Source organism: Pseudomonas sp. TMW22080 (assembly GCF_022496745.1).
In the GTDB taxonomy this organism is placed as follows: Bacteria; Pseudomonadota; Gammaproteobacteria; order Pseudomonadales; family Pseudomonadaceae; genus Aquipseudomonas; species Aquipseudomonas bubulae.
In genome coordinates this window covers 444,767-465,700 of sequence record NZ_SCFF01000001.1, presented here as the reverse complement: position 1 = coordinate 465,700, position 20,934 = coordinate 444,767, and the positions used below count along the sequence as shown (strand labels likewise).

Below are 20,934 nucleotides of genomic sequence, written 5' to 3'. Positions count from 1 at the left end.
CGGCCAACCAAAAGAGCTCGTTGAATCAGTGCGCGCTGGCGACAGTCTCGGCTTGCCAGCCGCCGCCCAATGCTTTGTAAATAGCCACTACGCCGCGATACAGCTCAACCTCGGCCTGGGCCTGGCTGTCTTCTGCCGCAAGACGCTCGCGCTGGGCATCGAGCAGCACCAGAAAGTCCACCGTGCCTTCGCGATAGCGAATGGCTGCGAGGTCAGCTGCTGTACGACTTGACTCACTTTGACGTATTAACGACAGCAAGCGCTGTTGGCGTTTGCCGTAGTCACTGAAGGCGTTTTCCGACTCTTCCAGCGCCAGCAGTACTTGCTGCTCGTAACTGGCCAGAGCGCCATCGGCCTCTGCATCGGCACCGCGCAGTCGTGCTCGCACGCTGCCCAGGTCAAATGCAGGCCAGGTAATGCGTGGGCCCAGTGCCCAGGCATTGGCTGCTGCTGAACCAATTTGCGAGCCACGTCCGGCAGTAAAACCGAGGAAGCCGCTGAGGCTGACCCGCGGGAACAGGTCGGCCTTGGCCACGCCGATACGGGCCGTCGCCGCTGCCAGCTTGCGCTCGGCACTCATGATGTCCGGGCGTCGTTGCAGCAGGTCGCCGGGATTGCCGATATTCAGCGCCTTGGCAATGGCCGGTAGCTGTTTGGGGCTCAGATCCACGCTCAATTGCTCAGGTCGCTGGCCCAGCAAAGTGGCGATACGATTGCGCTCGCGCACCTGCTCGGCCTGCAATTGCGGCACGCTGGCTTCAACCGAGGCAAGGCGGGCGTCAGCGCGCACCACGTCCAGCTGATCGCCAACTCCGGCGTCACGCAGGCTTTCAGTGATGGCCTTGGAGTCCTGCTGGTTTTTCAGGTTGTCCAGGGCGATGCGCTCGCGCAGCTGTGCACCCCGTAGTTCACCATAGGCATCCACCAGTTCGGCAATCATGGTCACTTGCAGTTGATACAGATCGGCCGCAGCCGCCTGTTCATCGGCATCGCTGGCCTCCAGCTCGCGCTGGATACGGCCAAACAAGTCGATTTCCCAGGCCATGTCCAGGCCCAGGTCGTAGCGCTCACTGTTGACGCGCTTCTCGGTGGTGCCCGGGATCTGGCCCTTGCCCAGATCACTGCTGGCGCGGCTGGTGATGGTCGGCATGATGTCGTTGCTGACATCATCGCGAATCGCCCGGGCCGCCCGCAGGCGGGCAAATGCCACGCGCAGCTCGCGGTTGCCAGCCAGAGACTGGGTCACCAGCTGGTTGAGGGTCGGATCGTCAAACTGTTGCCACCAGATCCCTTCAAAATGTGCCCGGTCAAAGCCCTTGAGGTTGTCGGCACTGATCTGTGCCGGGGCCGTGGCCGGGGTCTTGTAGTCCGGGCCCACGGCGCAGGCGCTCAGGGCCAGCACCAACAGGCTCGGCAGAAAAACTTTCACGCTCATTGTTGCGACTCCAACGTGAGGTGCTTGGCCGCTTTGCGCGCTTCACTGCGCTCTACATAGCGGCGAATCAATACATAGAACACCGGCGTCAGCAGCAGGCCGAAGAAGGTCACCCCGAGCATCCCGGAGAACACCGCAACACCCATCGCATGGCGCATCTCTGCACCGGCACCGCTGGACAGCACCAGAGGCACCACACCCATGATAAAGGCGAAGGAGGTCATCAGAATCGGCCGCAGACGCAGACGGCAGGCTTCCAGCACCGCTGCCAGCGGGTCGAGGCCTTCTTCCTGTTTGTCCTTGGCAAACTCGACGATCAGAATCGCGTTCTTGCACGCCAGCCCCACCAGTACGATCAGGCCGATCTGGGTGAAGATGTTGTTGTCACCCCCCGAGATAATCACCCCGGTAATGGCTGAAAGCAGGGTCATGGGCACGATCAGGATCACCGCCAGAGGCAAGCTCCAGCTTTCGTATTGAGCGGCCAGTACCAGGAACGCCAGCAGTACGCAGAGCGGGAACACAAACAGCGCGGTATTACCCGAGAGGATTTGCTGATAGGTCAGCTCAGTCCATTCGTAGGTCATGCCGTTGGGCAGTTCTTCCTTGAGCAGTTTTTCCATCGCCGCCTCGGCCTGGCCCGAGCTGTAACCCGGTGCTGCGCCGCCGTTGATTTCAGCGGTGACAAAGCCGTTGTAGTGCATTACGCGGTCAGGACCTGCGGTGTCGCTGACCTTGATAAAGGTCGCCAGCGGGATCATTTCGCCCTTGTTGTTACGCACCTTCAGCTGGCCGATCTGCTCGGGTTCGAGACGGAACTGCTGCTCGGCCTGCACATTCACCTGATAAGTCCGACCGAAGCGGTTGAAATCGTTGGCATACAGCGAACCCAGGTAGATCTGCAGGGTATCGAAGATGTCGCTGATGGCAACGCCGTGGGTCTTGGCCTTTTCGCGGTCGATAGCGGCATCGACTTGCGGCACGTTGACCTGATAGCTGGTGAACAACCCGGCCAGTTCCGGCACGTTATGGCTCTTGGCAATCACGTTCTGCACTTCTTTGTACAGCTCGTCATAGCCCAGACCACTGCGGTCTTCGACTTGCAGGCGGAAACCGCCAATGGTGCCCAGCCCCTGTACCGGCGGCGGCGGGAAGATGGCGATATAGGCGTCCTGAATGTCGGCAAACTGTGCGTTCAACGCGGCGGCAATCGCCGCTGCCGACTGACTTGGGTCCTTGCGTTCATCAAACGGCTTGAGCGGGGTGAACACGATGCCGCTGTTCGGGCTGTTGGTAAAACCGTTGATCGACAGGCCGGGGAAGGCCACCGAGTTGGCAACGCCAGGTTGCTTGAGAGCAATTTCGGACATGCGTTTTATCACCGCTTCTGTGCGGTCCAGGCTCGCGGCGTCCGGCAGTTGGGCGAAGGCCACCAGGTATTGCTTGTCTTGCGGTGGTACAAAGCCGGTGGGCGTGTGGGCAAAGCCAGCCCAGGTCAGCACCATCAAACCTGCGTAAACCAGCATGGCGATGCCGCTGCCACGGATGATCCGTCGCACGGTACCGACATAGCCGTTACTGGCCTTGACGAAGAAGCGGTTGAACGGGCCGAACAACCAGCCACCGAACATACGGTCCAGCAGACGAGTGAAGCGGTCTTTCGGTGCATGATGGCCTTTAAGCAATACTGCTGCCAGTGCAGGGGACAGGGTCAGCGAGTTGAAAGCCGAGATCACCGTCGAAATGGCAATGGTCAGGGCAAATTGCTTGTAAAACTGGCCGGTCAGGCCCGAAATAAATGCGGCCGGGATAAACACCGCACACAGTACCAGGGCGGTGGCAATGATCGGTCCGGTTACTTCGCGCATGGCCCGCTTGGTTGCATCGACGGGGTTAAGCCCCAGCTCGATATTTCGCTCGACGTTCTCCACCACCACAATCGCATCGTCCACCACGATACCGATGGCCAGCACCAGTCCGAACAGGGACAAAGCGTTGAGCGAGAAGCCAAACATATGCATCACTGCAAACGTACCGATCAGCGATACGGGCACAGCGACCAGCGGGATAATCGAAGCGCGCCAGGTTTGCAGGAACAGGATTACAACCAGTACTACCAGGATCAGGGCTTCAAACAGGGTGTGGACTACCGCTTCGATCGAACCACGAACAAAGATGGTCGGGTCGTAAACGATGTCGAAATCCATGCCCTCCGGGAAGTTCTTTTTCAGCTCGGCCATCTTGGCGCGAACGTCATTGGAGATCTGGATGGCGTTGGAACCCGGACGCTGGAAGATCGGGATCGCCACCGCCGGCTGGTTGTTCAGCAAGGAACGCAAGGCGTACTGGCTGGAGCCCAGCTCAACCCGGGCAATGTCCTTGAGGCGGGTGATCTGGCCATCATCACCGGAGCGGATGATGATGTTCTCGAACTCCTCCTCAGTGACCAGGCGGCCCTGGGTGTTGACCGACAGCTGGAAGCTGGTGGCATTGGGGGCGGGCGGGGCACCGAGGGCACCGGCAGCCACCTGGCGGTTTTGCTCGCGAATGGCGGTCACTACATCAGTGGCTGTCAGGTTGCGCGAGGCAGTTTTGTTTGGATCGAGCCATACCCGCAGCGAGTAATCGCCCATGCCGAACATCTGCACATCGCCAATACCGTTGAGGCGCGCCAACTCATCCTTGATATTGAGGATGGCGTAGTTGGACAGGTAGAGCATGTCGTAGCGCTTGTCCGGCGAGGTCAAGTGCACAACCATGGTCAGGTCTGGCGAGGCTTTGTCCACCGTGATGCCGATGCGCGTCACTTCTTCCGGCAGTTTGGGCTGGGTGCGGGTCACCCGGTTTTGCACCTGCACCTGGGCGTTGTCCAGGTCCGTGCCCAGGGCAAAGGTGATGGTCAGGGTGATCTTGCCGTCAGCGGTGGACTGCGAAGACATATACAGCATGTTCTCGACACCGGTGATGGCCTGCTCCAGTGGTGCGGCCACGGTGTCACCGATCACCTTGGGGTTGGCACCGGGGAAGTTGGCGCGCACCACAACGGTAGGCGGAACCACTTCAGGGTATTCGCTGATCGGTAACTGGAACAGCGAAATGCCGCCCGCAATCAGGATAAGCAAGGAAAGCACAGCGGCGAAAATCGGCCGCTGAATAAAGAACTGGGAAAAATTCATCGGAGTTATCGTCCCTTAACCGCGAGGAGTCGCGACGCTGGCCAACTTCGGCGCGCCAGTGGCGGGCTTGATTTGTGGCAGGTTGCTGGCTTCCAGGGCTTGTCGTTGTTGTGCCAGGGCGGCGAGGGTCTGTTCGTTGGCCATCGGGATCACTTCAGGCGTTACCGGCGAGCCGGGGCGCACTTTCTGCAGGCCCTTGACGATAATGGTGTCGCCCTTGTTCAGACCGCTGCGAACAATGCGCAGGCCTTCGATTTTCGGGCCCAGGTCCACGGCGCGGTAGGTCGACTTGTTGTCGGCGTCCATCACCAGCACGAATTTCTTGCCCAAGTCGGTGCCCACGGCTTCTTCATTGATCAACACGGCGGAGTAGGTGGCGCTACCGACCAGTTTCAGGCGTGCATACAGGCCGGGGGTAAAGCTGCCGTCGGCGTTGTCGAACACGGCGCGGCCACGGATGGTGCCGGTTTGCGGGTTGACCCGGTTGTCGACGAAGTTCATCTGGCCCAGATGCGGGTTGCCGTCTTCGTTGGACAGGCCCAGGTACACCGGTGTGGTCTGGCCGCGTTGACCCTGACGGGCAAGCTGGTTGTACTTGAGGAATACGCGTTCGTCGGCATCGAAGTAGGCGTACACCTTGTCAGTGGACACCAGGCTGGTCAGCGGCGTGACATCGGCGGTGACGATGTTGCCCGCAGTGATTTCGGCACGGCTGACGCGGCCACTGATCGGTGCAGTGACGCGGGTAAAGCTCAGGTTGAGTTTGGCCAGGTCCAGTTCTGCCTGGATGGCCGCGACGCCGGCACGGGCTTGCTGGGCAGCGGTGGTGCGCGAGTCGGCCAGCTCTGCCGAAATGGCATTGCTCTGGCGCAGACGTTCGCCGCGCTGGGCTTCGTTGTCGGTACGGCTGGCATTGGCGCGGGCCTGTTGCACCTGGGCTTCAAGCTGACGCACGGTGGCCTGGAACGGTCGCGGGTCGATCTGGAACAGCAAGTCGCCCTTTTTCACCAGGGCGCCCTCGGTAAAGGCGACCTGATCAATCTGGCCCGACACGCGTGGACGAATTTCTACAGTCTCTGGAGCTTCCAGGCGACCGGTGAATTCATCCCATTCGTTGACCGGTTGCTCAAGCACCTTGGCCACACTGACTTTTGCAGCAGGAGCCGGAGCAGTCGCTTGGGGAGTTTTGCCGCATGCGCTCATCACCACAATGGCCAGGGCCGCAAGTGGGAAGCGCAAATGTTTAAGTGACTGTTCCATGAGGGGAGTCCGCCGATCTATTGAGATGGGCGGATAATGCTGGCGCGAGTGCTGGCGCACGAATCGAACCCAGCGAAGATCAATATCATCCGGAATGATACAAAGCGTTACCAAGCTCTCTAGCCTGCGCTTTTTGTTAGGAAACTATCAATTAAATTCTGTGTTATTGCCAGCGTAGGGTGTGTTGCACGACGGGTAATAATAACCAATATGTACCACCTGCCACGCTGATTGCTTGCCTAGGCTGCGTGCGTCTATGTGCCAGTCAGGTCACGCATCCATGTCTTCCCTTCATCGATTCACACCTTTACTCACGGCCTTCGATTCCCGGGGCTCAACTGTGCGCACGGTGGCATACCACCGGCAGCGTGCTGGGGACGAACCCCAGGCGCGGCTCCATGCGGTTGATGTTTCGCCACCTTGGCGGGCCGCGCTACCGGGTGGTCGGGGTGCGCAACCCGCACTGATGATGCCCTCGCGAGCAAGCCTGCAGGATGACTATTTTCCTCCGGGCCCGGGCTTGCATCGCGATGTGGTTGGTCAGTTTGAACCAGGCTCCCAGGTGTCGTTTTCATCTTCGCTGATGCTGTACCAGGTGCAATGGGTCTGGCGGCTTAGATGCCCCCTGGCGTTGAGCTTGCTCGTCATACGGCCCAACGGGTCATAGAACAGCTGATCGCAGTAGCCATCCTTGCGCCGGGCTTCATCATCGATAAAGCGATAGTGATCGGCGAAGTAAGGCCGATAGTTTCGAATGGCCAGGCCCTTGTTGTTGTATTCGACCCTGCCGCTGACCCGCCAGCGATGTTCGCTGAACGCACGCAGGGGCTTGCCGTCACTGTCAAGGCTCAGTCGCCCCGACGGGGCAACCACATACGCTTCACCCGCCGAGGTTTTCTGCTTGGTTTGCAGCTCACGTCCAAAGCCATCGGTGAACGTCAGGCTGATCCGGATTTGCCGGTTAACGCTGTCGTCGCTCGACGGGTAGTTATCGGCTTGCAGCACAGCGGCATAGACCGGTTCGCGGCGTGCCTGGAGGATCTGTTCGTTCAGTTGGCGATTCGCCGTGATGCTCATGTCCAGTGTTGCCAGGCGCATGCGGCCGCTGGCACGAATATATCCGTCCGGAGTCAGATATCCCTGCGTTACCCATTGTGTGCCCGGGGGGGCTGCCGGGATGTGGCCCATCCAGTTGAAAGGGGCGTGGAAGCAGGCGCTGGCAGCATCGAGCAGCGCTGTTTGAGGGTTGTCGATGGCAAAAGCGGGGCTGTCATTGGCTGGGCGCCTGTAGTCCGTCAGCGGGGCGAACCCTGTTGGTTTGCCATTTTCCTGGCCGTAAACGCTGGTAACTTGCAACTGGCCGAATGCATCGTAGCGCGCTTGCCGAACAGTCCCCTGGGGGTCGGTGATTTCGATGGGCAACATTAACCGGTAGTCATAGACGGCTTGGGTGCTGCAACCGTCCACGGCCGTTACTGCGGCGATATGGCAACCGTAACGGTCATGGGTGAGTGTGGTCGCTGAGTGGCTTTCAGAGGCTCGCAACTGATTGGCCCGGTAGAAACCATGCACGTCGGTGTAACGGGTAAAGCCCTGTTTGAGTGACCACAGGGCTGGCGCTGCGCGGGTGTCTGTTGGCTCAGGCAGGAACAGGCTCATGGGATGGTAATGCTCCTGGACGAGGGTGCTGGCCAGGTCGAACGGGGTTCCTCCGGGCAGTGCAGGTACATCGTCGTAGGCGGCAAGTGCCTGGTCGTCGAGTTCGGCCGACTCTTTGAAGGCCGTCAGCGCCTGAAAGCTGGCCTGGCCCGCCGGTAACGGGGCGTCACTCTGCGCCAGGCAGTAATATTGCACGGACAACCCCCCCAGAGTGCGCTGTGCCTGCGGTCGCACAGGGTTGTCAGAGGTGTTACCGATTAACAGTTCATAGCTGGCCTGCGCGCTGTTGAGGGCTTCTTTTTCAAGCACCAGTGCATTGCTGCGTTGCCGGTAAGGCAGTTGCAGGCGCCAGCGTTGAGGATTGTCCAGATGAATGAACTGCGCCCGGATTTCACTGATGTAGTGCATCTGCTGGGCCGGGTCGTGGGTATCGCGCCACCAGGTCTGTTGATGGGCCTCATCGAATGGCGGCAGGTCGGATGCGCGCTTGCGCCGGGCGTAATTTATGGTTACCCCGTGTGTCAGGCTGCCATAACGATCCCGGCGCAGATTGATGCTGTGCTGGCAGGCGGGGTCGGTTGCCTCGCGTTCGTAGCGGTAGACCCGTGACTCCAGGGCAAGTACCAGCAGGGATTCGGGCGTCTGCAATTGACGCAGCATATAGCGGTACTGGCTGACGGTAAAAGGCACTCGTGACGATTCCGGGTCATCGGCCGCAAACACTTCTTCACGCAGTACCAACCCGCTCAGTGCCAGAGCCATCCTGCGTCCGGAAGCAGGCGGTGGCAGTACGCTGTCTTGCTCCTTATCGGTTTCCAGGCGGGTCAGCAGTGTGTTACCTGGCGCAAGGGCCAACCTGTCGCCCACCCAGTATTGGTCCTGCGGCATATCAAGGGCTTTTCCGGTGTGAAACCAGGTCTTGCGCAGCAAGGGTGCCGTTGCTGCCTTGTCGAGTTTCTGGCCGGCAGGGCCCTCGGTGTCGGTTGCCATCAGCAAACCGAAGCCCTGGAACTTGCGTTCCAGACTGTCGTAGAAACCTTCCCTGTAAGTGAAGCGTTGGGTCAGCTGATTGCCGCTGATCTGATCCAGCTGTTGCTGCTCGCTGACCAGATGCAGCGCAAATGGCAGGCCACCGGTGCGCTGTGTCCGTTGCTGCTTTTCGTCCAGCCACTCCTGGGCACTGCTGCGGTAGGTAACCCGGCCTGATGCCCCCATGTTGTTGTCGGTACCGATCAACAAATAGGGTTTTTGCCGGACAAAGTCGTATCGCCAGTGACGGGCTGAAGGCAGAAGGACGGAGAGGATCAGGCTGGTGCAGCCCAGCCCTTGCAGGTCGGCCACACTGACCTGGCAAAAGCGGTCATGCTTGACCCCCTCGGGCCAGGGCAGCGCTGTGGGCACGGCTTGCAGGCCGTTGCCGCAGAGGTTCATGAAAATCAGTGCCCGATCGGGCTGAAGGTAGATCAGGTCACTGGCGCCGGAGCCATCCAGATCGGCCAGCAGTACTCGCGAGGCCTCGAATTCGGCGTAGGTGAAGGGCAGGGTGGCGAATACGAACCCTTTGCCAAATCGGCCCCGGCCCAGATTTGGCCAGCACTTGATTTCATCATGACGAATGCGTACCAGATGTTGCTGGCCACTGCCCAGCAGATCGCTGAACGCCATCAGTTCAGTTTCGCTATTGCCGGGCAGTGGCAGATCGTTATCGGGATGCGGCATGTCCGCGGCAGGGGCAAAACCCTGCGAGCCCTTGTTGCGATAGAGCCGCACACTGTTGCGGCCAATCAGCGCCAGGTCGTCAATACCGTTGCCCATCAGGTCGGCGAGCTGGGCTGTCGGCTGGAAGAACTCCTGCGGCAATGCTGCAAAAGGCGCGAAGTTTGCCCAGCTCCGGTCGTTTTCCAGGGTGAAAAAACCGCTCATGCCCGGCTGGGCGATGATCCACTCCAGTTGGCCGTCGCCATTGAGGTCCGCCAGGGACTGGTACAGCGCACCGGTCTGCTGCGCCACCGGGATACGCTCCAGCATTTGCAGCGGGCCATAGGCGACGTCATCAGGCTCGACCGGGTTGGCAGCCCGGACGGGTTCGCGGTAGTACCAGCTTTTGTCAGAGCGCCAGAGCACTCCCGGCAAGCCGTCGTTGTAGAGGTCAACCAGTTGATAGCGCTGGTTGTCGTTGATACCGTCCAAAGCGTCAAAGCGTTGATAGCCTGAAGGCATGCCAGTTAACTGGAAGTCGCTGTAAGTCAGCTCCAGGGGCGGCCAGTGGCAGATCTTTGCGCTGGCATCGCAGGCCTGGCTGTGCAGGGCCTGCAACAGGCTGCCTGCGGTTGCGGTGGTCATGTACTCCAGCAGCAGCCGGCGGGTCAACACCGGTTCGCGGCCCATTGCTGGCTCTTCAGGAAAGTAGTGGAACATCAGGACTTGCCGGCAAAGACGCCGGCTCGCCAGTTCAAAGCCATAGGCATAGTGACACAACGGATCACTGCGTTCCGGCCATGGTTGTTGCACCCCATAGGAAGGGAGGCGTGTCAGATCAGTTGTGCGTTCGCCGTAGTCAAAGAGCAATTCAAAATGCCATTGTTTTTGCGCCGGTGTTTCTACCGTCCACAATTCCAGATGCTCCCTGGGCACGATATTGGTGTAGCCGATACGGGCAAGGTAGCGCTGGGCGCTGTAGTCTCGAGGGCCACTGCCCCGGGTGTCAGCCTTGTACTGATAGTGGATCTGCTCGCCGTGGGGATTGAGGCTTTCCTCAAGCAGCCATTGGGCAACATGGGCAGGCGCCTGCGGATCGGCGATGCGGGCCGCGTGCGTTTTGCCAAACAGGTACAGGTTGCCGTCTGCGCCCTGGACCAGCCAGAACCCTGCGGGGTCTGACGTCGATGACCAGTGCTCAATGCGATCGAAAGTGGTTTCGTGGCGTGGCAGGTAGCGCACCACAGTGTAGGTGGTGTTCAGTTGAAACCTGTTGAAACGGCTGCTGGAACGGGTTTGCAGCATGCCTTGGGCTGTCCGTTCGGGGAGCAGTTCCGTACCTGACGGACCGATAAATACATCCTCACTGTCATAGGCGGGTACGCCCTTGAGCGTGCTGCGTGCAATCGAGCCAGCAGAGGCTGCCCAACCGGTTCCGAACGGGCCATTACCCAGGGTACTGTTGTAAGTCAGGCTAATGGCCGGGTCGAAACCCCGGCCCGGCGACAGTGGCAGGGGAACCTCGAACGATGCCGCACCGGTCATACCGACGGCTCCCCATGTGGTGCCGATACTTTGTATTGCGCCTCCGCCCTTGGGCAAGGACGGGGTTTGCACCTCGCCTGTGCCGTGTTGTTGGGTCGTCATCCCTGACCTCCTGCGCTTCTCGCGGTGTAGCGCACATGCACGATGATGTCGCTGAGGGAATTGAGCATGGATGACTGGGCTGCAGGGTTGGGAAACGCCAGTCGCCATTTGGACACTGCCCCGGTGTACTCGAAGGGCAGATAGCGTTCGTCATTGTCGAAGTTGAGGGTGAACAGGCCGCTGTCATTGAGCCCTGTGGACAGTGCGACCTGCTCCCTGACCCGCATGTTGTCGAGCATATCGTCGTCTTTTGCAGACAGGTGGGTTCGGTTCCAGGTCTGGGTCAGGGTCGCGCAAATGTCTTCATAAGGTCCGAGCGTGGCAGGCAGCGAGACGCTGACGCTTTTTATCCGGCGCAGGTAATGACCGGGGTAGTCGTCGTCGAACAGCGCCTTGCTCAACTCAAAATCCACGGTGCCATTGACGATCATTTCGTGCTTCAGCGACGCCCAGTCCTTGTTCAGCGTGGGCACCCGATCCTTGCCATGCAACAGGCGCAAGGACAGGGTTTTGCTGATTTCCAGTTCACGCTGGTTACGTTGCATATAGGCAGTATTCATGTTCTGCAGGTCGAGCTTGAGCGACTCGCCTGCGGTCAGCCCCTTGAATTGATTGTGCCAGTGGCTGCTTTGGATAAAACGGGTGTTCCAGTCCGCACGTTCAAATTGCCAGCATGCCTGTGCGCTCAAGCACAACGAATGGGCTGCGTCGTAGGCCTGATAGTAGAAAGAAGCCAGATGACTATTGAGCCACTGATACAACTGTGCGCTGGAAAAATGCTTGCTGAGCACCTCGTAGGTGAATCTGGCCTGCTCCATAGCTGTTTCCGTGTGTCTGAGTTGCAAGCGCAGCACCGTGCTCTGCTGTTCGTGGGCCTGCAGTTGCAAGTCGGCTTGAATAAGCTCCTGACGGCACTGCTCCAGGGCCTGGGACCACTCCTGGACGCGGCGGTTGAACAGCGCTGTACGATCCAGATGACCGGCATTGGCGCGTTTTTCATTAGCCATATTTCGGGCCGCAGCCTGAATCGCATAAAAGGCGCCTTCATAGCGCATCCCGCCGTTGGAAGTGCCGAAAATATTGGGTGCCAGCATCGCCAGCCCTGCAGCAGCCTCGGCTACGGATGCTTTGGTTTCCCACTGTGCGCTTTCAAGATATTGCTGGCTGGCCTGTGCTTCGGCTGGAGAGATACCCTCATTGAGCAGTTTTTCGAAATACTGCTGGCGGCTTACCAGTACCTGGCGACCGGCCAGCAGCGCCTCGCGGTTGGCTTCGTCAGCCCGCATGCCCTGGCGTTGTTGATCGACGGCGATTCTGGCGAGGTCCCAGGCATGTTGTTGCTGTAATTGAAGGTGCTCGTTCTGCTCTTTGCGCTCGAACAGCACAAGCAGGGTATTACCGAGCTGGATGACATTCTCGACCAGGGTCGCGGCATGGGCATGGACAACCTGGTAGCGATAATGGCCGATTTCCCTGGTTTGTTGGCGGGTCGCAGACAATGGGTCAGAGCTGGCATTGTGGGCGTAGTGGCTCAACAGCAGGTGCGGAGCCAGCGCGGGTGCGAACAGTGCCTGTTGCAAGGGTTTTGCGCTGATACTGAGGTGATGTCGAAGGTTGTAGAGACGACTTTCAAGTTTGTCCCAGCGTGACACCAGATCCGGATTCAGGGGCAGGTACAGGGTGCTCTGGCTTGATGCACCCAGATCCTGCAGGGTTATGGGTTGCCAGGGATCGGCTCGGCTGATTTGCGGCCTTGGCCCCAGCAGGCTACTGGCCCGAACGTACCAGAGCTTGGCCTCTGCCAGGCTATCGGCACTGGCTTGACGATAAGCGGCATCGCCGCGATTGAGCAGGATGTCCAGGTACAACATATATAACGCTTGGCGGAAACAGGACGGGCTACTGAGGGCTATCTGGTGCGGATCGTCCGGGTTGTCCTGCTGGTAACCCGGCTCTGATTTGTCCTGGGTCAGGGCGGGCACTTTCCAATATCTTGAGTGTTGCTGCGGTTCAGTTGCCCTGCTTTCTGGATCGAAGATGTATTTGAGCCAGGATTGGGCCTCGGCATAACGCTGCTCCATGTTCAATCGGCAGGCCACCAGCCAAGGAAGGAAGAGGAACAACTCCCGGAAATACTTGCCATGGGCACCATGAAAATCCAGGGAGTGGGGCTTGGCATTGCTGGTAAGCGCCGGTTCGTGCGATTGATTTGTGGCTATCGTAAACAGCCGGTCGAGACTGACATTGGCGGCGGCGCTCAGGTGTCTGCCAATAGTGGTGTTCATGTGGATCGGCGCACGAAGGGTTCTCGGTGAAGCCACATCGCTGTACTTGAGAAGGGAGCCGCTGAAGTCGATAAACTCGGCTGTTCCTTCAGGCTGCGCCGGGCTGCGTGAGATTCTGGGCGCCAGAGGTGTAATGGGGGTGGCGTTATTGGGATCCAGTTTCAGTCTCAGTGACTTCAGTGCATAACCTCGCAGGCTGCGGCTGTTATGGCGTGTGTCCGTGTCGTAAATCAATACTCCGTGAAGGATCGTGATTGGCCGGGTACCCGTGCTTGCAATGCTGCTCACTTCCTCTTCAGGCCGTAGCGTTTCAGGATTGAGTTGAATATGGGCGCTGAACAGATGGGCCGGGGTCAGGCTTGTAAATACGCCGTTGAGTGCGCGGCGGGAGGTATTGGGTTCACCGACGATATAGCTGTTGTTGCGATGGATGTTGTAAGGGTGCGGTGTGTTTTCGTCCCGTGGAGTCATGATCACGGGCTTGTAGTGGCGGGTATATAACGTGGCAATGACACTATCAAATAACCAGTCGTTCTGACTGTTCACTTGCTCATTGAGTGTGGCGTAAAAATGAAGAGTAATGCGGTGGTCGGAATGAGCGTTTTCAAACAAGGTATTGAAAGCGTCGTATTCGATGTATCTGCCTTCCAGCGAAACGTTCCAGTCTTTGCGTACGGCACTTAACCTTTGCGGTTTTACGACGCTGAGGGCGTCGTCGGGAAATTCATATATCAGGCTGGAATAGGTAACGCCGGTTTTGTGACTGGTCATTGAGACCGATACCCAGCTGCAGGGTGGGATCAGTTCGGTCTTGAGAGTCAGCAGCGAGCTATGTTCCAGCTTGAGTTTGCCGCTGCTACCGGGAAGCGGCCGCAGAAGGGCAAGATGAAGAGTAAGTTCGGCCCGGTTGGTACTCGCCCTGAAGGTTACCGACTGCTGTTCGGGGAATGCTTTTTCAAGCCTGGCGTTGACTTCCAGCGCACAGGATGTGGTGTTGAAGACAATATCGCTGTGGTAGTGCTGGTCACTTATATAAGCCTGTTTGTTCTCGAAGTTCCATCCTGTAAATGCCGGGGTCGGGGTACTGCTGACGATGTCTGTTATTGCGACGGTTTCGCTGGTCGGGGCGTGGAAATTGAAATTTCGCGAATTGTTGTAGATGAACAGGGATAAATAACGTTTCGCCAGTTTTTCGTGTTCAGCGTTGGGTTTAAGGTCTGCCACCGTGCCCCTTGAGAATAACCGCTCACTGCTGAAGTCCTGGTCGAGTCTCACGGCCTGGAAAAAGTCGCTGCGGGTGTGATCCCTGCCGGCGACGGGCTTTTGCGGAGCATGGGCGTTCAGCCCTAAAAACAAGGATGCCGGGCTAGTACTGGTGTCCAGCACTGCCACTGTTTCAGTCGCCTGCATCAAGGCGTTCTGGTCCAGTTTGTTAAGCTCTTTCATCACGCAGTATTCATCACTGCACACCCGTGGCACGCTCCAGCTGCCATCGTATTTCATGTAGCAAAAGTAAAGGCGGAACTGAATGAAACGACTTTTCAGGTAGTTTTCCAGGCGTGCTTTATAGTTTTTTTCCGATTCGTCAGGCTCTGACCAGAAATAATCAGCGCTGTAACTGGCCGCTGCCGGGGATATGCATTGAGCCCAGACAACAAACAGGCGGTTGTTAAAGCAAATCGGACGGACGCTGTGCTCCGGGATGTTTTCCGAGGCAGGCAGAGGTATTTTTTTCCAGTCAGACCAGGCGCCGGGCTGTGGTGCGTCCTGCTTGAGGGCAGGGGCACTCCCTGTGGCGGGATGCAAGTAGCGCCTGGACATATCCAGCGAGCGCCAGTAGTAAGTGTTCTCGACAGTTGATCGGGCAACAAAGTAGTAAGTGCTCTCGGCGAACCTGTCTTTTTCACCATCAATGTAACCATTCAGGGTCTTGAGGCTGCAGATCTCTTCAAATCGGGCCAAGTAGCGTTGAATGGCAGGCAGTATATTGTCCGAGTTAATTCGACATTGATTAATGTCGTTTTCAAGCTGCTGGAAGCTTTCGGTTTTATCACGGCGTAACATCGGGTTCAGATAGTTGGCCGGAAAGCTGCGCAACTGTTGAATCGCACGCCAAACCGAATAGGCATGCAGATTGTTGCGCCAGGTGTTTTGTTGTTTGGTTGTCATGCCAAGTTTGTCGTAGCCAGGCTCCAGCCCCACTGAAATGGCGTTGATATATTGCTGCAGGCTGGCAATGGCGCTGGCCACACGACTGGTAGGCACTGCCTGACTGACTTGCACATCCAGCAGCCAGTAGGTGTACAGGTCGTTGGCGTTGTTGATTGTGTGCTTGCGAGCCGGGGTTTGCAGGGTGGTGTCTTCAGGCAGCACGTAGGTGAGGTAGAACGCGAGCAAGGCATCGCGCAGCTGCTCATTGAGTTGCCGGTGGCGTTGGTCAGACATGGACATTCCTCGGAAAGATGTATGAGCGTTGCGCTCATGGGGCGGTGGCGAAGACGGCGCTGCCGACCTGCTGCCAGTCATCGGAACTGAAGGTGGCGGTCAAGCCTGTCGCCATCAGCAACATGCTTGCCGAAAGACCTGTCTGCCTGGCGGTCTCATGGCAGCGCATTAGCCAGTCCAGTTCAGTCATCGAGCGCACGCGTTTTTCCAGCAGGGGCTTTATCAATACCTCTATCTCGCTGGCGTTCCACCCCAGCATCTGGGCCAGCAATTCGCTGGTTTGCGAGTTCAGACCGGTTTGTTCGCCGTTCTGTTTTTGAGGGTTGGCCTGGTTCAGATAATTGAGCAGTGTGGCGTGGTTAATCCCGTAAACGTCGCTGAAATGACTGAACCTCTGGAACAGATACAGGGTGCTCAGGGTTAACTTGAGGGTTGAATGTGCCGATTGCTCGGACTCCAGCCAACCGGGGTCAAGCAGAAAAGCCTGCAGGGCTTCACGGCTGATGGGCAGTTGCAGCTCGGTTTCTGCATGGGGAAAGAACAGCAGCAGGTGTTTGAGGGATTCATTGGGTTTATCACTGCCAAGGGCACTGGCGAAAATACGCGAAGCTTGCCTGAAGGCCTGTTTCATCAGCTCGGGGGCCTCGCTGGCCAGGGAGGTATCCTTGAGTAATTGATCTATTTCTTTCTTGAAAGGATGCAATTGTGAGTAGGCTGCGGACAGCTGCGTATTGAGTATCTGCTTGACCCGGGCCTTGAGTGCCTGGTTGCGCCCCGCATCGGGGCTCAGGTTGACGTATTTGTCGACCATGTAGGCCACGCCTTTTTCCAGGCTGTCCGCTTTGGGTTGCGCGGGCAGCATGGACTGGACCCGGAGCAGTCCTTTGGCCAGCAGCACATTCCAGGTGTAGGCAAGGGGTTTGCTACCGGCTTCCGGTTGCGGCAAGTCCAGCTCATCGAGTGTGGATTGCGCCAGCAGATATTGGGGCATGCGTTGCAACACCGCCTCGACCTGCGTGAGCCGCTGCTGTACGGAGGAGGGCAGCAACGTGCTCTCCAGTAACAATTGCTGGCGTAACTGTTGAACGCTTTTACCGCTGTCATTGAGCCAGCTAACCGCCCAGTCCAGTTGCATCAACACATCGAGAAAGTCCGCTGGCGAGTTGCTGCCTGACTGACGCAAGCCCGGCTTGACCAGTTGCTGGTGGTAGGTTTTGCCCCCCAGCAACTGGCACAGATGATCGCAGTCCAGGACTGACAGTCCGAACATTGCGGGTAATGTGGCCTGTCGGTAAAAGCTGGAAAACGTCTCGATATTCCGGCGAGGCGTGGCGAAATATTGCTTGGTACGGGTTTTCAGCAACCCCAGGGACTGTGGTGTGTCTTCGAGGCCCAGAGCGCCACAGGCCCGATACAGAACCCCTTGTGTCGTACCGAGATCCAGCGGCTGGTTGTCGAGAGTCAGGGGGGAGTTGAGCCAGTGCGGCGGGTTGAATACCTGGTCGAATAGCGATGGGTGTTGCCCGACCCCATGAACGGGCATGTGGTAAAGCCATGCCGAAAATGTTCCGGGCGTCAGGCCATAGCGTTGGTTCAGGTAGCGAAAGACACCCATTGCACGCAGGCTGTTGTCGTTGATGGCAAGGTGTTCAGGGCTGCTGCCTTCACAACCGGCGATGCTATAGAGCAAGGTATCCAGATCTGCGAAAGGCATATTGAGCCAGCGTTGCAGGCGGATCATCCGTTGCAAACGGTCATGACGCTGTGGAGTTGTGTTTTGCAGGTGGTTTTTTTTTGATGAGTCGATGCTCAGGCCCAGTTTCTTTTGCCCTGTTCTGTAGGGGCCATTGATAAAGCGAGCGCCTGCAGTGTGATCCCGGGCAATCTGATCTGCCGTCTGCACGACGTTGCCAGACAAGCGCGGCTGATAGCTGGCGTGGGCAAGCAGTTCATGGAACTGTTCGGTGCTCAGACCGGTGTGCTGCATGAACTGTTGTTGGTCAGTGATGGGCTGGCTGTGGCCATAGTGTTTTTTGTAAAAGGTGTCTGTGCCCTGTTCTTCAAAGTCCTCGGTCAACAGGTTTTGTTGTGCAGGGCTGAGCAGGGTGAGCAGACGCTGCGCCTCATAGGCTTGCTGCTGCACCGTTCCGTACTTGTTCTCCGGCTGCTGGTCATAGGGCAGTTTCAGGCTGATGCGATAATTCAATGCACCAAGCCCCGGCTTGTTGCCCGCAAGCCCCAGCACGCATTGCTGATGGGCCAGGTCGAAAGGCAATTCAAAGGGGTAGCGTAATTCGGCCAGCACCTGATGCACCGTGCGGTCGCCGTAAATGTCGCGATGCGTGTCCAGGTAGGTTTTGACCGGTGCGTTCAGGGCCTCGTTGACCAGCGTCAGCAGTGGCAACTGACGGGAAGTGTTTTCAGCATTGATCACCAGTTCCTTTAGCGCAGGTACACGTTGAGCGAGGGTGATTTTGTCTTGAGTGCCTTTGCCGGTTTGCTCCACTTCCAGGGCAAACCGGTAGAGCGCCTGCAGATACGCCGCGGGCGAGTCGACTGCGGCGAGGGAAGTCGGTGAGCAAAAGGTATCCCAGTCGTCTTTGAACAGGGCTGACCAGGTGGGGCCCGAGTCGGGAGAGGCGGTGTCCGTTGGCATGGTAAATCTCCTGTGCACGCAGTGGGTGATCCACGGCGCGTGCAGAAAATTAGCATTGCCATACCTGGCGTCTCGGCCAGCTGAAAGCACTGAAAAGCTTGGGAATTGTCGCTGAATGACAAGCGTTCGTGTGTTCCGGACGCAGGCCTTTTATGCAAGAGGGTGAAGGCAGGAGGCTACATGCCCCCTGCAATGCAGCATGATCAGAAGTTGATCGAGGCACTCAACCTTGCCGTCAGCGGCGCCCCCTGGAAGACATAGTTATCGCCCATGTATTCGCCCACATCGCGCCAGTAGCGCTTGTCGAACAGGTTATCGACGGTCAGGCGAAACACGGTGTCGTAACCTTCGATACGGGTGCTGTAGCGGCTGCCGATATTGAAGATGGCGTAGGCGTCGGCCTGTACCGTACCCACCTGGCTGGCGTATTTCTTGCCGCTGTACTGCACGCCGCCCAGCAGGGCCAGGCCGTCGATCCAGGGCAGGGCGTAGTCGCCGTAGAGGCTGGCGCGCAGGGTGGGTACGTTGATGGTCTGGTGGCCTTCATATTCGGGCGTGCTGCTACCGCTGACCCGGGAGCGGATCGCCGCGACGCTGGCCGCAATCTGCAGCCGGTCAGTGGCCCAACCGTTGGCCGCCAGCTCAATGCCGGTGTTTTTCTGCTGGCCCTGTTGGACGTAAGTGAACTCGCCATTTTCGGGGCGAGCATACTGGTACGCCTGGCGGATCTGGAACAGTGTGGCGCTCAGGCTCATGCGCTGCCAGTCGTATTTGATCCCGGCCTCTATTTGCCGCGACACGGTGGGTGGCAGGATGTCAAAGGCATTGCTGGCAAACCACGGCGCTGTGCCACCCAGGGACAGGCCCTTGCTGTAGCGCGTATACAACGTCATGTTTTGCACCGGTTTGTAGATCAGCGCGGCCTGGGGCAGGAATTCATAGCGTTGGGTGTGGCGGGTGGTGTCGCCCTGATCGTCGAAGGTCTTTTCATCCAGACGCACTTCGCGCCCGCCGATCATGGTCTGCCATTGCTCGTTGAAGCTGATCAGGTCATTGAAAAACACCCCGTACTGGCGGCTGTCCAGGCGGCGATGGCTGTCGTTGAGGGCGCCGTTGTAGCGCTCGAGGTTTTCAGGCTCGCTGTCGATATTGCCACTGCCGAGCCAATGGTTGATGGCTTCACGATTATTCACCACGCGCCGGAATGCACTGCTGCCCACGGTCAGCTCATGACCGATTGCGCCGGTATGGAAGCGACCGCTGAGCGCTGCCTGCACCTCATCATTGCGCCGGGTATCGTCAGGGCTGCGGAAGTCATAGATGTCGTAGCCGCCCTCGGGGGTGAAGTAGTTGCCGACATTGGGTGTAACGCAGCCGACAGTACAACCGCCCCAGGCAAACGAGCTGTAGTCGTCGATCACCACCTTGCTGCGTGAGGCGCTCAGACTGCCTTTCCAGCTGTCGTTGAAGCGGTATTCGAAGTTGCCGTTGATATTCAGAGAATCAATGGTCACAGGTTTCGAGCCGCTCTGGTGCGCCAGCAGCTTTTTCGGCGAGGCGTGATGCGGCAGTTCGCTGCCGCCGAGCAACTGATAGCCCGGCACCGAACGCTGCTCCTTGTTCTGATACTCCACGTCCAGTTGCAGCAGGGCATCGGGGTTGATGTTCCAGTCGAACGCCACAGAGGCGAAGTCACGCTGGCCGTTGGCGTGATCGACATAAGAGTGAATATCTTCATGGGCAACGTTGGCACGCAGGCCGAACTGCTGTTCGCTGCCGAACCAGCCCCCCACATCGGTGGCGATGTAACCGCTGCCGCGATCGTCGGTAGACACCGTTACAGAGCGCACATCGGCTGCCCGCTTGGTCACATAGTTGACCGCACCACCGGGCTCGGAAACGCCGCTTTGCAGGCCTGAAAGCCCCTTGAGCAGCTCTACCTGCTGCTTGTTTTCCAGCCCGACATTTTGCTCGCCGGTGATGGTGCGACCATTGATCTTGTAGCTGCTGGCCGAGTTCAGCGAAAAGCCGCGCACTACAAAATTCTCGTAGTAGCCGACGGGCGCGTAGCTTTCGCCGACCGATGCGTCGTTTTTCAGCACATCGCTGAGCAGGCGGGCTTGCTGGTCTTCAATCAGGGCATCGGTAAACACCGCAATGGCGGCCGGCGTATCGAGCAAGGGCGCCGCCTCGAAACCACCGACCCAGGCGTTGTCGGCTTGATAATCGCCGTTGTCCGTGGCCGTCACGGACGTCGCCGGCAGTTCGGTCCCGGCTGCATGTGCCGCAGGCATGGCGCTGCCCAGCAGCAGGCCGAGGCTAAGCAAACTGAGAGAGAATCGCGGGGCGGACTCTCCCTGGCTGAAAGTCCGGTAAAGCATGTTCATGCACAGCTCCTGAACGGTGGGCAGGCTTGAGACCCGAGCCTGTTTCTCAAACGCGCCATCATACAGTCGCAAGCCGGGTTGCGCTTGGCGCTTCGCCATCAGGGAGCCTGGCATGACGGCCTGTCAGGGCCTGGCCCGACGGGTTTTTTGCGCAGCCGTTACAGCCTGTGGCTCAAGGCAATCCTTGATTTAGACGTGTTGCATGGGTTATAGCTAAAAAGGTCAGTCGTAGTATTACAGGAAATTAAAACGCCCTTATGGATGGAATCACACGTATCAATCGCCA

General features: G+C 58.3%; 7 protein-coding genes. All 7 read right to left on the bottom strand.

What is annotated here, in order from left to right:
* Nucleotides 1-25 precede the first annotated feature (25 nt).
* Nucleotides 26-1,435 (bottom strand): TolC family protein, encoded by a 1,410-nt coding sequence (locus tag EQV96_RS02030; RefSeq protein WP_095026460.1) that lies wholly within the window; start codon nucleotides 1,433-1,435, stop codon nucleotides 26-28.
* Nucleotides 1,432-4,611, bottom strand: a complete 3,180-nt coding sequence (locus EQV96_RS02025; protein ID WP_095000341.1) for an efflux RND transporter permease subunit — start codon at nucleotides 4,609-4,611, stop codon at nucleotides 1,432-1,434. Before EQV96_RS02025 ends, EQV96_RS02030 begins: the two co-directional genes overlap by 4 nt.
* A 15-nt stretch (nucleotides 4,612-4,626) precedes the next feature.
* Nucleotides 4,627-5,871, bottom strand: a complete 1,245-nt coding sequence (mexE, locus tag EQV96_RS02020) for a multidrug efflux RND transporter periplasmic adaptor subunit MexE (protein ID WP_095000340.1) — start codon at nucleotides 5,869-5,871, stop codon at nucleotides 4,627-4,629.
* 540 nt (nucleotides 5,872-6,411) lie between these two features.
* Complete coding sequence (locus EQV96_RS02015; RefSeq protein ID WP_240881173.1) at nucleotides 6,412-10,875, bottom strand: SpvB/TcaC N-terminal domain-containing protein; 4,464 nt, start codon at nucleotides 10,873-10,875, stop codon at nucleotides 6,412-6,414.
* On the bottom strand, nucleotides 10,872-15,605 hold the full coding sequence (locus tag EQV96_RS02010; RefSeq protein ID WP_240881172.1) for a neuraminidase-like domain-containing protein: 4,734 nt from the start codon (nucleotides 15,603-15,605) through the stop codon (nucleotides 10,872-10,874). The genes EQV96_RS02015 and EQV96_RS02010 overlap by 4 nt, the downstream gene beginning before the upstream one ends.
* Before the next feature lie 34 nt (nucleotides 15,606-15,639).
* Nucleotides 15,640-18,261 carry a Tc toxin subunit A gene (locus EQV96_RS02005; RefSeq protein ID WP_240881171.1) on the bottom strand — a complete coding sequence of 874 codons (2,622 nt, stop codon included), beginning with the start codon at nucleotides 18,259-18,261 and terminating at the stop codon, nucleotides 15,640-15,642.
* A 203-nt stretch (nucleotides 18,262-18,464) separates the two neighbouring features.
* Nucleotides 18,465-20,648: a TonB-dependent siderophore receptor gene (locus tag EQV96_RS02000; protein ID WP_240881169.1), complete on the bottom strand. Its 2,184-nt coding sequence runs from the start codon at nucleotides 20,646-20,648 to the stop codon at nucleotides 18,465-18,467.
* Nucleotides 20,649-20,934 lie beyond the last annotated feature (286 nt).

Bases quoted from the DNA above. Each gene is read 5' to 3' on its own strand.
- EQV96_RS02010 (WP_240881172.1), bottom strand. From the start codon at position 15,605: ATGTCTGACCAACGCCACCGGCAACTCAATGAGCAGCTGCGCGATGCC.
- EQV96_RS02015 (WP_240881173.1), bottom strand. From the start codon at position 10,875: ATGACGACCCAACAACACGGCACAGGCGAGGTGCAAACCCCGTCCTTG.
- mexE (WP_095000340.1), bottom strand. From the start codon at position 5,871: ATGGAACAGTCACTTAAACATTTGCGCTTCCCACTTGCGGCCCTGGCC.
- EQV96_RS02025 (WP_095000341.1), bottom strand. From the start codon at position 4,611: ATGAATTTTTCCCAGTTCTTTATTCAGCGGCCGATTTTCGCCGCTGTG.
- EQV96_RS02000 (WP_240881169.1), bottom strand. From the start codon at position 20,648: ATGAACATGCTTTACCGGACTTTCAGCCAGGGAGAGTCCGCCCCGCGA.
- EQV96_RS02005 (WP_240881171.1), bottom strand. From the start codon at position 18,261: ATGCCAACGGACACCGCCTCTCCCGACTCGGGCCCCACCTGGTCAGCC.
- EQV96_RS02030 (WP_095026460.1), bottom strand. From the start codon at position 1,435: ATGAGCGTGAAAGTTTTTCTGCCGAGCCTGTTGGTGCTGGCCCTGAGC.